The 13,065-nt window shown below is 71.8% G+C and carries 10 protein-coding genes, 1 tRNA gene and 1 pseudogene; 6 read left to right on the top strand and 6 right to left on the bottom strand.

The genetic code is table 11. The annotated features are described in order from the left end of the window. Positions 1-46: 46 nt before the first annotated feature. The gene (locus FDM97_RS21630; RefSeq protein WP_137992127.1) at positions 47-2,509 is read right to left on the bottom strand and encodes a polysaccharide lyase 8 family protein; all 2,463 of its coding nucleotides are present in this window, start codon (positions 2,507-2,509) and stop codon (positions 47-49) included. Positions 2,510-2,957: 448 nt separating this feature from the next. Between FDM97_RS21630 and FDM97_RS36560 the strand changes: the two are divergent. Further along, positions 2,958-3,155: pseudogene (locus FDM97_RS36560) on the top strand (S8 family peptidase); the annotation flags it as partial. 150 nt (positions 3,156-3,305) lie between these two features. Further along, complete coding sequence (locus FDM97_RS21640; RefSeq protein WP_137992129.1) at positions 3,306-3,812, top strand: methyltransferase family protein; 507 nt, start codon at positions 3,306-3,308, stop codon at positions 3,810-3,812. Here the strand turns inward: FDM97_RS21640 and FDM97_RS21645 are convergent. Beyond that, a complete protein-coding gene (locus FDM97_RS21645; RefSeq protein WP_137992131.1) occupies positions 3,739-5,193 on the bottom strand; it encodes a glycosyltransferase family 39 protein in 1,455 nt (484 codons plus the stop codon). The genes FDM97_RS21640 and FDM97_RS21645 overlap by 74 nt on opposite strands. Positions 5,194-5,376: 183 nt before the next feature. Next, the gene (locus FDM97_RS21650) at positions 5,377-5,955 is read right to left on the bottom strand and encodes a TetR/AcrR family transcriptional regulator (RefSeq protein ID WP_217510260.1); all 579 of its coding nucleotides are present in this window, start codon (positions 5,953-5,955) and stop codon (positions 5,377-5,379) included. Between the two features lie 81 nt (positions 5,956-6,036). Between FDM97_RS21650 and FDM97_RS21655 the strand changes: the two genes are divergently transcribed. The 3 genes from FDM97_RS21655 (at position 6,037) to FDM97_RS21665 (ending at position 10,527) form a co-directional block, all read left to right on the top strand. Then, positions 6,037-6,852, top strand: coding sequence for an SDR family oxidoreductase (locus FDM97_RS21655; protein ID WP_137992133.1), 816 nt, complete (start codon positions 6,037-6,039; stop codon positions 6,850-6,852). A gap of 80 nt (positions 6,853-6,932) precedes the next feature. Then, complete coding sequence (locus tag FDM97_RS21660; RefSeq protein ID WP_137992135.1) at positions 6,933-7,796, top strand: haloalkane dehalogenase; 864 nt, start codon at positions 6,933-6,935, stop codon at positions 7,794-7,796. 142 nt (positions 7,797-7,938) lie between these two features. Further along, complete coding sequence (locus FDM97_RS21665; RefSeq protein WP_254705708.1) at positions 7,939-10,527, top strand: SpoIIE family protein phosphatase; 2,589 nt, start codon at positions 7,939-7,941, stop codon at positions 10,525-10,527. Between the two features lie 106 nt (positions 10,528-10,633). On the opposite strand, the gene FDM97_RS21670 is transcribed toward FDM97_RS21665, so the two are convergent. After that, positions 10,634-10,707, bottom strand: a tRNA-Pro gene (locus FDM97_RS21670). A gap of 160 nt (positions 10,708-10,867) precedes the next feature. On the opposite strand from FDM97_RS21670, the gene FDM97_RS21675 reads away from it, so the two are divergent. Then, positions 10,868-11,338, top strand: a complete 471-nt coding sequence (locus tag FDM97_RS21675; RefSeq protein WP_137992139.1) for a DUF309 domain-containing protein — start codon at positions 10,868-10,870, stop codon at positions 11,336-11,338. A gap of 15 nt (positions 11,339-11,353) precedes the next feature. On the opposite strand, the gene FDM97_RS21680 is transcribed toward FDM97_RS21675, so the two are convergent. Beyond that, the gene (locus FDM97_RS21680; RefSeq protein ID WP_137992141.1) at positions 11,354-12,595 is read right to left on the bottom strand and encodes a cytochrome P450; all 1,242 of its coding nucleotides are present in this window, start codon (positions 12,593-12,595) and stop codon (positions 11,354-11,356) included. A gap of 91 nt (positions 12,596-12,686) precedes the next feature. Further along, a complete protein-coding gene (locus FDM97_RS21685; protein ID WP_137992143.1) occupies positions 12,687-13,061 on the bottom strand; it encodes a DUF488 domain-containing protein in 375 nt (124 codons plus the stop codon). Between the last annotated feature and the right edge of the window lie 4 nt (positions 13,062-13,065).

Genomic DNA, 13,065 nt, shown 5'->3' on the forward strand with positions numbered 1-13,065 from the left:
CGTGCGCCGAACTCCCCGCCGGGTGCGGGGAGTTCGGCCCCGCAGGTCAGGCGAGCCCGACCACCGCCTTGTGCGTGCCGGCGAGTGTCCCCGGAGCGATCCGCAGCTGGAGCGTGGAGCCGGTGGCCAGCACCTGGACCGTCGCGTCCTTGGACAGCACGGCCGAGACGGGCCGGTGCCACGTGAGGTCGATCGTCGCCCCGTCGCGCAGGGGGCCGGAGACGCAGACCGTGGCGGTGGTGCCGGACTCCCGGATCAGCACGGACGCGGGGGCCCCGGCCGTGACGTCGCCGACCGTGCCGCCGAACCAGAAGTTGATCCCGGTGAAGCCCAGCGCCGGGACCCGTACGCCTTGTTGTTCGTTGGTGTTGGCGAGGACGGTGAGCCAGCCCGTGTCGGCGGCGCGGGCCGCCGTCTGCGCCTGGTCGGCCCCCGGCATCAGGATGTAGGAGTACGCCGCCCAGGTCGGATCCGTGCCGTGGTCGAACCAGAGCGTGAGGTACCGGCGCGTCACCGGATCGGTCACGGCGCCCTTGTTGATGTCCGACCAGGCGCCCGTGCGGGCCTGCCGCAGGGCCTTCAGGGACGAGGCGCCGCCGGGGAAGACGTAGCCGGCGTGTCCGGCGAGATGCGCCCAACGGGCGCCGGTGAGGGTGGCGCTCCAGCCGAGTGCGGTCGGCTGGGCCGCGCCGTCGACGGTGAAGGCGTGCACGCCGGACTGGCCGAGGTTGCGGTTCTCCACGACCGACTCGACGCCGGCGCCGTCGCGGCCGTGGATCCCGGCGCCCAGGCAGACGACCGCGTCGTCCAGGAAGAACCAGGACTTCTTCGCCAGGAGCGTGGACGACAGGCCCTTGAGGTACTGCCCCACGGCCGCGTACGTCCCGTCGGTGGTCCCGCCGACCCAGCGCACGTCGGGCCGGGCCGCGCCCCAGACGCCGCCTTCGCCGTCGGCGAGCGGCTTGCGGGAGGCGGTGGTGCCGGGCAGTCGGTAGGGGTCGACGGTCGGCCAGAAGTGGTCGCTGTACTGGCCGTTGGCGAAGTCGTCCCCCCACCAGTAGAGCATGCCGGAGCCGCTGTGCCAGGCGCGCAGGTTCTCGCCGTTGCCGTTCTCGTAGTACGTGATCCGGTTCGACGCCATGGAGAGCGCGGCCGCCCAGCCGGCGCGGCGGTGCACGGACCGGTCCATGCCGGGGAAGAGCCGGTGTCCGGTCGGCTCGGGGCTCGCCGCCGCCGTCCCGTCGGCGACGGTCTTGAGGCGCGCGAGCGCGGAGACGCCGAGCGCGGGGCTCGTGAGCAGCGGGCTGTAGTAGTCGCGGGCGATCCAGCCCTTGACCATCCCGTCCCAGCGGGCCTTCTCCGCGCTCGACGCGCTCCGCGCGAGCAGCGCGACGCACGCGATGATCGCGTGGCCCCGCAGATGGTCGTCCTGGCGGACGCCCCTGGTGTCCGTCCTCTGCACGCCGCGGCTGATCGCCCGCCCCGAGACGGCGTCCATGGCCAGGCCGTTGAAGAGGAAGGGCGCGTACGCCTTCTCGACGGAGTCGAACACGACCTGCCGGCCGCTGTCGGTGACCTCCCACGCAGAGCCCTTGAGCAGGGCGAACAGCATCGAGAGACCGCCGAGCATGACGGCGCCGTACGACCCCGCGTAGGGGACGTACGTGTGCTGGATGAAGCTCCCGTCGGCGTGGAGCCCGTCGCCGGTGGTGACGTACGGGAAGACCGGTGAGAGCGCGTCCCGTGCGAGAGAGAGTTTCGGGGAGGACCTGCCGATGACACCGCGCAGGGCGAGGACCCGGCACAGGTCGACCCGGTTGGCCCCGGTGGAGGTGCCGGTGTAGTTCGCGACGGCGCTGTCGGGGACGAAGTGGTCGACGGCGGCGCAGTGTTCGGCGATCCGGGCGGCGCCGAGGAAGTCGTAGAGGAGGACGTCGATGTCGAGCAGCGCCTGCGGGATGCCGATCTGCCAGCTGTACCAGTTGCCGTAGCGGGCCTGGCTCGCGTTGTACGCCTGGTCGTGGAGGTGGTCGAGGCCGGCGAGGATCTCGGCGCGCAGGGCCGCGTCGCCGGTGAGGCCCGTGCCGGGCTGGGAGTACGCCTCGGCGAGGGTGCGCAGGCGGTGGTAACTGGTGTTGAGGTTGCCGGAGTACGTGTACGACTCGGCGTCCGTGTCCGGCTCGGGGTCCGCGTAGGGCAGGTCCGGCCAGAGGGAGCCGGTCGCGGGAGCCATGGCGGCGCGCAGATCGCGGGCGGCGGCGCCGAGCGCGGCGAGCTTCGAGGCGAAGGGCTCGGCGGTCGGGACGACGTTCGTGCCGAGGAGGAGGTCCCGCCACGTCAGGCGCAGCGTGTCGTACGCGTCGGCGGCCACGGCCGCGTACGCGGGTGCCGCGGCGACCGGTGGCGCGAGCGGCGCGACAGCCGCGACGCCCAGGGCCGCGCGCAGCAGACCTCGGCGGGACAGCAGGGAGGCGGGGACGGGAACGGGGACGGGAACGGAGGAGTGCATGGGGGAGGAACCTCCGGAGGATGAGCGCCCGGGGGTCGGCGCGGTGGCCGACAGCATGCCGGGGACAGAAAGCGATTACTACCCCCTGGGAACCGGGAGTTCCGGCCCGTGCGGCCGACATCGGAGCGAGTCCCTCCGCGACCTCGTCCGCGCCGGGTCGACGCGGTGGCATGCATCGCGAACCCGCGCCGGGGGCTGCTTCCCGGCCACCCGACCACCCGTTTCCCGTCACTTCCTGTGGGTTCGACAGGAGTTCGATTGCCGCTCTATGACGGATACATGACAGCGCCTCAACTCCCTTGATCTACGCCCGTAGAGCTGCCAGTGTTCTGAATCTGCCGGGAGCGGAACACACCGTTCCCGGCCGTGTGTGTGGCCACCACACGCACCCCCCACAGCCGCGCGCCGCCCCACCCAAGGCGCGCCGCCTACATGAGGAGGCGGCGGCGCCTCCTCCTCGTCGCCCGCGAGGGTGGCCGCCGCGATCACCGCCGCCGCTGCCCGCGGGTCGGCGCCACGAGCAGCACGGACGCCGAGGCGAGCTGGTCGAACTACGGCTCCGTGCTCGACCTCTTCCCCCGGCGTGTCGATCACCGCGGGCTGGAACACCAGCGACACGGCCACCAGCACCATCTCGGGCACCTCCGACGTGCGAGCAGCGCGGTCGGAGCGACACGATGGGAACAGGACGGGCAGGAGGGACGGCTCAGGAGGGGCCGGTCAGGAGGGACGGGTCATGGCCGCCGAGAACGCCGCAGGGGCCCGGGGGCCGTCGTGGCGGATGAGTAATGTGCCGGTGCCCGAGGCACATCTCCTGGGCCTGGCCGTCGCCGTGCTGCTGCACCGGCGACACCCGTGGGTCCTGCCGGGACCGCGATCCGCGCACGTCCTTCTGGGCATGCCTCTGATCGGAGCGGGCGGTCACCTCATCGCCCGGTCGGTGCGTGCCGCGCGGCAGGTCGACCTCGCCCGCCCCGCGCAGCTGGTGGTCCTCGGGCCGTACGCCGTCAGCCGGAACCCCATGTACGCGGGCTGGGCCCTGCTCCACCTCGGCGCGGCACTCGCCGGCGGTTCCGGCTGGGCCGTCGCGGCGCTCGTTCCGGTCGGGTCATGGATGCACGGGGAGGTGCTGCGCGAGGAACGCGTGCTGACGGGCGCCTTCGGCGAGGAGTTCCGGCGTTACCGGGAGAGGGTGCCGCGCTATCTGCCGCGGCTCGCGCGTGCGCCCGTCACCGAGCCGGCGCGAGACGCTCGTACACCGTCACCCTCCGACCACGGACCTGCTCGTCCGACACCGGAGTGAAGTACTCCTTCAGGACAGAGGTCTTCACCTTGTCCCGCTCCGCCGCCACCGGCTTCGCCACCTGCCGTGCGTCCGTCACCAGGAGGATCCGCCGCCGGCTCAGCATCGCGGCCCGGATCCGATCAGGGCTCGCCTCCACGCCCTTGAGCGTTCCGGACTCCTCAGGGCTCTGTGCCAGCGCGATGTCGTGCAGACCGGCGAAGGCGTCGGGTGACACCAAACCGGTGTCCCGCCGCGCCGCCGGTATGTAGATCACCGCGTCCCCGTCCTGCGCCACCTGCCGCACCTCCGCCGCTATCGCCAGGACGTCGTCCACCCGGCTCACCGGGGACCTCTTGGCCAGCGACTGCGGCAGGAGTGCCACCACCGCCACGGCGACCACCACGGGGAGAATCCACATCGACGCCCTCGGGAACCGCGGCGCGGCCGCCTGTACCGCCGCGCCGAGGATCGCACCGACCAGCAGCGCCAGACCCAGCAGGCTGAACAGTATGTACCGGTCCAGGAACAGCGGCTGGATCAGGGAGAGGCCGATCAGTCCGATCTGCGGCACCGCCAGAAGCGGCAGCCCGACGGCCGCCACCGACAGTCGGCCCACCCGGGGCCGGTCCAGCAGGGCTCCGAGCCCGCCGATCGCGAGCAGGATCGCGGGGCCGATCATCATGTGCCAGGTCAGCGGCGGTATCCAGGACACCTGGTCGGACTGGCTCCGGCTGAACAGGATCAACGGCAGCACACACACCGTGGCGGCTGCCGAGGCCGCCGCCCAGCGTACCCACACCCCGCGCCCGGCCCGCGCCCACACCAGGGTCGCCATGTGCGCCGGCAGAATCATCAGCGAGAGCCAGTTCAGCAGCCCGCACACGAGGACGGTGCCGCTGTACGCCACCCAGCACATCGCCCGGCCGCGCCCCTGGAGGACGGTCACGAGCAGCAGTGTCGAGATCGCGGCCCCGGCCGCGACCAGTGCGTACGGGCGTCCCTCCTGGAGGTAGAACTGCACGGCGGGAAGCAGCCCGAACGCCAGCCCTCCCCCCAGGCCCACCCAGGTTCCGGCCAGCCGCTGACCGATGACCGCCACACAGGCCGCCGCCACCGCCATGGCCAGCACGGAGGGCAGCCGCAAGACCGTGGTACTGGGCCCGAAGCATTCGAACAGCCCATGCATCAGCAGGTAGTAGAGCCCGTGCACGACATCGACCTGCTCCAGCATGCACATGATGTCGGCGGTGGACCGTCGGGCCACCTGCCAGGTCGCTGCCTCGTCCCGCCACACACTGTCCTGCCGGGACAACCCCCACGAGCCGAGGACGAGAGTCCACACCAGAGGAATCAGCCCCACGGGAACGCGGCGGCGGGGGGCTGCTGTCGGGGATGTCATGAACGCTGTTCCGGCCCTCGGATGGTGGTGGTCTGTGCGTAGGGGCGGGTCGACCCAGCAGTGATCATCAAGCTCCCCAACACCCAAGTCAAACCTCGGGTTTGCCGCCCACGCGTCAAGGGCCTACCTCGGGAATCGTGGATCGTGACCGACCGAGAACACGCCGAACCAGCCGCCGGTACGTCAGGCGAGCGAGTCGATCCAGCGTTCCAGGCGGCGCCCTTCGGCGGTCATGAGCTCGGGTTCGCGGAAGGTGTTGGTGAGCAGCGAGATCCCTTGGTACGCGGCGATCAGGGCGACCGCGAGTTCGCGGCAGTCCTCGCGTCCCATCGCCCGGAACTGCGCCGTGGCCCAGTCGATGAGGTCCTGGATGACCTTGGCGACGGCCTCGTCGAGGCCGTCGGCCCGCTTGTCGAGCTCCGAGGCGAGGCTTCCGGTCGGGCAGCCGTACCGGGCGGTCAGCTCGCGCTGCTCGACCCAGCCGTTCAGGAGCGCCTTCAGCCTGTCCTGGGGGGTGGGGAGCGCGTCGAGAGCGCCGAGCATGCCCCGCAGGCTCTGCGCGTGCGCGTCGATCGCCGCTTCGACCAGCTCGTTCTTGGTCTTGAAGTAGTAGTAGACGTTGCCGACCGGGACGTCGGCCGCTCGGGCGATGTCGGCGAGCGTGGTCTGTTCGACGCCCTGCTCGTGCAGCACCTTGGCCGCGGCGGCCGCCAGCCGTTCCCGCTTGCCCGATGATCGCCGGGACGTTTTTGAGTGAGTCACCTGACTGACTGTAGACGCGCGGCAGGTCGTCGACTAGGCTCCCTTCTCAGTCAGTCAACTAACTAACTCGTGGGGGTCCACATGATTGTCGTGACGGGTGCGACGGGGAACGTCGGCCAGGAGCTGGTGCGGATTCTCGTCGGGGCCGGTGAACAGGTGACCGCCGTCTCCCGGCGCCCGGCGCAATGGCCCGACGCTGTACGGCACGTGCGGGCCGACCTCGCCGATCCGGGGAGTCTGCGCACCGCTCTCGACGGGGCCGATGCGCTGTTCCTGCTCGTGGCCGGCGAGGACCCGCAGGGCATCCTCGACGAGGCCAGGGCGGGTGGAGTACGGCGCGTCGTCCTGCTCTCCTCCCAGGGCGCCGGAACGCGGCCGGAGGTCTACCGCCATCCCGCGGCGTTCGAGGACGCCGTGCGCCGCTCGGGCCTCGACTGGACGATCCTGCGCTCCGGGGGGCTGAACTCGAACGCCTTCGCGTGGGCCGAGTCGATCCGTGCGCACCGAACGGCCGCCGCGCCGTTCGGCGACGTCGGGCTTCCCACGGTCGACCCGGCGGACGTCGCCGAGGTCGCGGCCATGGTCCTGCGCGAGGGCGGCCACGCGGGCAGCACGTACGACCTCACCGGCCCCGCTCCGGTCACCCCGCGCGAGCGGGCCGAGGCGATCGGCGACGCCCTGGGGACGCCCGTGCGCTTCATCGAGCAGACCCGCGCCGAGGCGCGCGCGCAGATGCTGGCGTTCATGCCCGAACCGGTGGTGGAGGGCACCCTCGCCATCCTCGGCCGGCCGCTTCCGGCCGAACAGGAGACCAGCCCCGCCGTCGAGCGCGTCCTGGGCCGGACGCCGCGCACCTTCGCGGACTGGGCCGCACGCACCGCCCCCGCCTTCCGGTGAACTCCGCCTCGCCTGACCACGCCACCGTCCCGCCCGGTGGGCCGCCTGATGAACCTCAACACCCGACAGGAGCAGTTGCCGTGCCCGTTCGGCCTGTACTCGACTCCACCATGTTCCACCAGGAGCGCGGCGCCGGTGCGCCGATGGTCTTCCTGCACGGCAACCCCACCTCCTCCCACCTGTGGCGGAACGTCCTCCCTGCCGTCGGCGAACCGGGCCGGCTCCTGGCCCCGGACCTGATCGGCATGGGCGAGTCGGGTAAACCCGACATCGCCTACACGTTCGCCGACCACGCCCGCTATCTGGACGCCTGGTTCGACGTGCTCGGCCTCGAAGACGTGGTGCTGGTCGGACACGACTGGGGTGGCGCCCTCGCCTTCGACTGGGCCGCCCGGCATCCCGGACGCGTGCGCGGCATCGCGTTCACCGAGACCATCGTCAAACCGATGACCTGGGAGGAGTTCCCCGAGGGCGGCCGCACGCTGTTCCGGGCGATCAGGACACCCCAGGTCGGCGAGGCCATGCTCCTGGACGACAACGCCTTCATCGAGCAGGCGCTGCCCGGCACCGTCGCCACCCCGCTCGACCCGGCCGACCTGGATGTCTACCGGCGCCCCTACCTCACCAGGGAAAGCCGCCGCCCTCTGCTGCAGTGGCCGCGATCGATGCCGTTGGGAGGCGAACCCACCGATGTCGTGGCCAGGATCCACGCCTACGACAGGTGGCTGTCGGCCAGCGACGACGTGCCCAAACTGCTCGTCACCTTCGCGCCCGGCCCCGGTGTCATGATGGGTCAGGCGATCATCGACTGGTGCGCGGAGAACATCGCCGGCCTCGAGATCGAACACAACGACGTGGTCGCCGGGCATCACACCCCGGAGGACCAGCCCCTCGCACTCGCCAGGGCCATCGCCGACTGGGCGGACCGGCACGAACTCCGCTGACACCCCGCCGGGGGCCCTGGCCGCGAGGAAGTGCTACAACTGGCATTGTGACCCCGTCCCGATTCTCGTGCCCGGCGTACCGGTGCGGTCGAACCTAGGCAGAAGATTCGGAAGCGTCGCCGGACAGGTCTTCGTCCTTCAGGTGGCGATCGTGGTGCTGCTCGCCGCCGGGGCTCTGCTGGCCCTGGTGCTGCAGTCGCGGTACGACATCGACCGTGAAGCGCGCAACCGGTCGGTTTCCGTGGCGGAGACCTTCGCGAACTCCCTGGGCCTGCGGGAAGCACTGAGGTCGCCGGACCCGTCCGCGGTCCTGCAACCCCTCGCCGAGAAGACGCGCAAGGCCGCGGGGGTGGACTTCATCGTGGTGATGGACACCCGAGGCATCCGCTACAGCCACCCCCAGCCCGACCGCATCGGCGAGCGGTTCGTCGGCACGATCGAGCCCTCGCTCGCCGGCCGGGTGCACACCGAGAGTGTGCAGGGGCCGCTCGGCAAGGAGATCCAGGCGGTCGTGCCGGTCACCTCGCCCGAGGGCGAGGTCGTCGCCCTGGTCTCGGCAGGTCTGACGGTGGAGAGCGTGACCGGCATCGCCGACCGCCAGCTTCCGGTCATCCTCTGGGCCATCGCCGTCGGTCTGGCTCTTGCCACTGTCGGCACGGCGCTGATCAGCCGAAGACTGCGCCGCCAGACCCACGGGCTCGGCACGCAGGAGATGACCCGCATGTACGAGCACCACGACGCGGTGCTCCACGCCGTCCGCGAAGGGGTGCTGATCACCGACGGCGACGGACGGCTGCTCCTGGCGAACGACGAGGCCAAACGGCTGCTCAGCCTGCCGGACGACGCCGACGGACGCCCCGTCGACAAAGTCGGTATGGATCGCCGCATGGCGGAACTGCTGCTGTCCGGCCGGGTGGCCACCGACGAGGTGCTGGAGGCCGGGAACCGGCTGCTCGTGGTCAATCAGCGGCCCCTGCGCCCCCAGGGAGGCCCGCAGGGCTCGGCGGTCACCATCCGCGACTCCACCGAGCTGCAGCTCCTGAGCAGCCGGGCGGAGACGGCCCGCAGGCGGCTCAAGCTGCTCTACGACGCCGGGGGTGACATCGGCACCACCCTCGACGTGGTGCGCACCGCGGAGGAACTGGCCGACGTCGCCGTTCCCCAGTTCGCGGACTTCGTCACGGTCGACTTGGCCGACGCGGTACTGAAGGGCGACGAGCCCGGCCCGGGCGCCGACATGCGGCGCACGGCGGTCAGCGGCATCCGCACCGATCACCCGCTGTACCCGCTCGGCACACTGATCGAGTTCCTGCCGTCCACGCCGCAGGCCCGCGGATACGGCACGGGAACAGCCGAACTCGTGCCCGATCTCCATGACGCGCCGGGCTGGCACGCCCAGGACGCGCCGCGGACATCGGCGATCGTCGGCTACGGGATCCACTCGCTCATCGCGGCTCCGCTCAAGGCCAGGGGCGTCGTGCTCGGGGTGGTCAACTTCTGGCGGTCGCAGAAGCCCGAACCGTTCGACGAGGACGACCTGTCCATGGCCGAGGAGCTTGTCAGCCGCGCCGCGGTCACCATGGACAACGCCCGCCGCTACACCCGCGAGCACAATCTCGCCGTGACGCTCCAGCGCAGCCTGCTGCCGCAGGATCTGCCCGAGCAGAGCGCCGTGGACGTCGCGCACTTCTACCAGCCCGCCCAGTCCGGAGTGGGCGGGGACTGGTTCGACGTGATCCCGCTGCCGGGCAGCCGCGTCGGGCTCGTCGTCGGAGACGTCGTCGGGCACGGCCTGCACGCCGCGGCCACCATGGGGCGGCTGCGCACGGCCGTGCACAACTTCTCCTCCCTGGACCTGCCGCCCGACGAACTCCTCGCCCGGCTCGACAACCTCGTCCAGCGCATGGACCAGGAAGGTGACAGCGCTGCCCCGAACGAAGGCGTCCTGGGCGCGACCTGCCTGTACGCCATCTACGACCCGGTCTCCCAGAACTGCACCATGGCGCGGGCAGGACACATGCCACCGCTTGTGGTCGCCCCGGACGGCGCGACGACGATCTCGGAACTGCCGGCCGGCCCCCCGCTGGGGCTGGGAGGCATGCCGTTCGAGGCCATGGAACTGCACCTGGCGGAAGGCAGTCAGCTCGTCCTGTACACCGACGGACTGGTCGAGGAGCGGAGCCGGGACATCGCGGTGGGCGTGGAAAAGCTGCGCACGGCGCTGAGCCACCCCGACCGGGATCCGCACGCCAGCCGCCGGGCCGTACTCGACGCCCTGCTCCCCAGCCGGCCGGCCGACGACATCGCGCTGCTCATCGCCCGGACACGGACGCTGGGCCCCGGCCGGGTCGCACAGTGGGACGTACCGTTCGACCCGAGCGAGGTCGGCGCCATGCGCAGCCTCGCGGCCGAGCAACTCGAGGAGTGGGGCCTGCAGGAACTCGCCTTCACCACGGAACTGATCCTCAGCGAGCTCATCACCAACGCCATACGGTACGGCGCCGCGCCGGTTCGGGTTCGTCTGTTGCGCGATCGCACTCTGACCTGCGAGGTGTGGGACGGCAGCAGTACCGCCCCGCACCTTCGGTACGCCGCCACCATGGACGAGGGAGGCCGCGGACTGTTCCTGGTGGCGCAGCTCAGCGAGCACTGGGGAACCCGGTACACACCGGAAGGCAAGGTCATCTGGGCCGAACAGGTCCTTCCCGCCGCCGACAGTGCCCTCTCCTAGCCCACAGTTCTTCACCTCGGAGTTGGTCCCCCGCCGATCCCCGAAAACGATCAAGGGGCCGTTTCAGATTTCTCTGAAACGGCCCCTGACCTGCGACTTCGAAAAGTCGGGACGACAGGATTTGAACCTGCGACCCCTTGACCCCCAGTCAAGTGCGCTACCAAGCTGCGCCACGTCCCGGTGCCCGTCTCACCGGTGTTTCCCCGGTGTCGGCGTGCAGGAGAACATTACCTCACTCCGGGAGGCGCACGGACGCACGGGGCCCGCCGTCGCGTCCGCCGATCGCCTGGTCGGGCGTGGGGATCCGGGGGTGTCTCCCCGGGGCGGGGAGAATGGAGGCGTGGACAGGGCGCCGAGGGACCGGGACGAGGAGGGGCGGGCGCGCAGCGCGCGGCCCCGGGACGGGCTCGGGCGGCCGCTGCCGCACGGGGCCGAGGGGGTGCCGCGGCAGCCCGAAGGGGTGGTGCGGACACCCGCGCAGACGCTCCGTGAGGCGCAGCGGCTGCTGGACGCGGGGATGCCGTTCCATGCGCACGAGGTCTTCGAGGACGCGTGGAAGACCGGCCCGGCCGGGGAGCGGGATCTGTGGCAGGGGCTCGCCCAGCTGGCGGTGGGGCTGACGCATGCCGCCCGGGGCAACGCGGCCGGTGGGGCGCGGCTGTTGCTGCGCGGCGCCGCGCGGATCTCGGGGCAGCCCGATTCGTACGGCATCGATGTCGGCGGACTCGTCCGGTGGGCCCGGGCGTTGGCGGCCCGCGCGGACGGTGTGACGGACGCGTCGGCCGAGGCGCCGCGTCTGCTCCGGGAGTGACGCGGCGCCGGCCGGTCACCAGGTGAGGGGGAGCTCCAGGGGCGAGCGGTGGATCAGGGTCGGCCGCATCACCACCTCCCGGTCCTTCGCCAGCCGCAGGTCGGGGAAGCGTCGTGTGAACAGCTCCAGGGTGAGCCGGAGTTGGGTGCGGGCCAGCTGGGAGCCCGGGCAGCCGTGCGCGCCGTGGCCGAAGCTGACGTGGCGGGTGGGGGTCGGGGGCCGGGTGATGTCGAAGACGTCGGCGTCCTGGTGGCGTGCCTCGTCACGGTTGGCGGAGCCGTACGCGACGAAGACGGTGGCACCGGCGGGCAGTTCGGTGCCGGCCAGGACGACGGGCCGGGTGGTCGTACGGCGGAATCCCTGGACGGCCGTGTCGTAGCGGGCGGCTTCCTCCACCGCCCCGGGTATGAGGTCGGGGCGGGCGCAGAGCAGTTCCCACTGGTCGCGGTGGCGCAGCAGGTGGAGCAGCGCGGTGCCGATCAGCGCGGTGGTGGTGAGGTGTCCGGCGATGAGGAAGTTCTGCAGGCTGGAGACGAGTTCGTGGCGCTGGTCCGAGGTGAGCTCGCGGGTGCCGGGGCCGAGGCCGGTGTCCGGGGCCAGGGCGGCGACCATCGCCGAGCAGAGGTCGTCGCGCGGGTGGGCGCGCCGGTCCCGGGCGTACCGGTCGAGGAGGTGCTGGAGGGCGACCACGTCCTCGGCGGCCGCGATCTGTTCGTCCTGCGGCATCGGGCGGAAGAGGAGTTGCTCGGCGCGGTGTCCTCCGTGCACCGCGGCGGGCACGTCCTCGGGCGCCAGTCCGATGAGCCGGCCGATGACGGCGCCGGGCAGCCTGCCGGCGTAGGAGGACATCAGCTCGGTGTGGCCGTCGGCCGCGAAGCCGTCGACGAGGGCGGTGGCGACCTCGGCGGCGTACGGGGTGAGGGCGGCGACGCGCGCGGCGGAGAGGCCGCTGTTGATCGGGGCGCGGTGGCGGCGGTGGGCGCCGCCGTCGGTGGAGACGACGGTGGGCCGGTTGCCGAAGCCGCGCGCGAGGACGCCGAAGACGGCTGCCGGGGGGACGACATCGGGCCGCAGAGCCTGGGCGGAGGAGAAGTCCGCGGGCCGCAGCAGCACCTCGCGGACGTCGGCGTCCCGGGCGATCAGCCAGGCGTCGAGTTCGGGGACGAAGGTCAGTCCCGCTGTCTGTCGCGCACGTGCGTAGAGGGGGTACGGGTCTTGTTGCAGCGCTTCGAGAAGCTCGTGCGTCTTCGGGTCCACGCGGCGCCTCCGTGGCGGGAAGGTGCGGAACTCGGGCAGGTGCGGAGCTCGGTGCGGTCCGGCCATGGTGACCGGCGCGACGTGGTACTGGCTATGCCCGGGAGGCGTTCAGCGCGCGGACGAGGACCGAGGTGTGGCTGACGGACGGGTCCTTGGCGGCCGTGAGGAGGGTGACGGTGCCCTGCGCGGCGAGGGCCCGCAGCCGGTCGAGGGCCTCGGCGGCGGCCGGTTCGGCGAGCTCGTCCTCGTACCGCCGGCAGAACTCCTCGTACTCGCCCTCCGGGCCGTGGTACCAGCGCCGCAGTTCGGTGGAGGGCGTGAGCGCCTTGGGCCATTCGTCGATGCGGGCGTCGGTCTTGGCGAGGCCGCGCGGCCAGAGGCGGTCGACGAGGACACGTACGCCGTCGTCGGGTTCCGGGGCTTCGTAGATCCGGCGGACGCGCACGTCGGGGGTGGTGGCGGGCATGTCT

The organism is Streptomyces vilmorinianum (genome assembly GCF_005517195.1).
In the GTDB taxonomy this organism is placed as follows: Bacteria; Actinomycetota; Actinomycetes; order Streptomycetales; family Streptomycetaceae; genus Streptomyces; species Streptomyces vilmorinianum.

Bases quoted from the DNA above. Each gene is read 5' to 3' on its own strand.
- FDM97_RS21685 (WP_137992143.1), bottom strand. From the start codon at position 13,061: ATGCCCGCCACCACCCCCGACGTGCGCGTCCGCCGGATCTACGAAGCC.
- FDM97_RS21630 (WP_137992127.1), bottom strand. From the start codon at position 2,509: ATGCACTCCTCCGTTCCCGTCCCCGTTCCCGTCCCCGCCTCCCTGCTG.
- FDM97_RS21655 (WP_137992133.1), top strand. From the start codon at position 6,037: ATGATTGTCGTGACGGGTGCGACGGGGAACGTCGGCCAGGAGCTGGTG.
- FDM97_RS21645 (WP_137992131.1), bottom strand. From the start codon at position 5,193: ATGACATCCCCGACAGCAGCCCCCCGCCGCCGCGTTCCCGTGGGGCTG.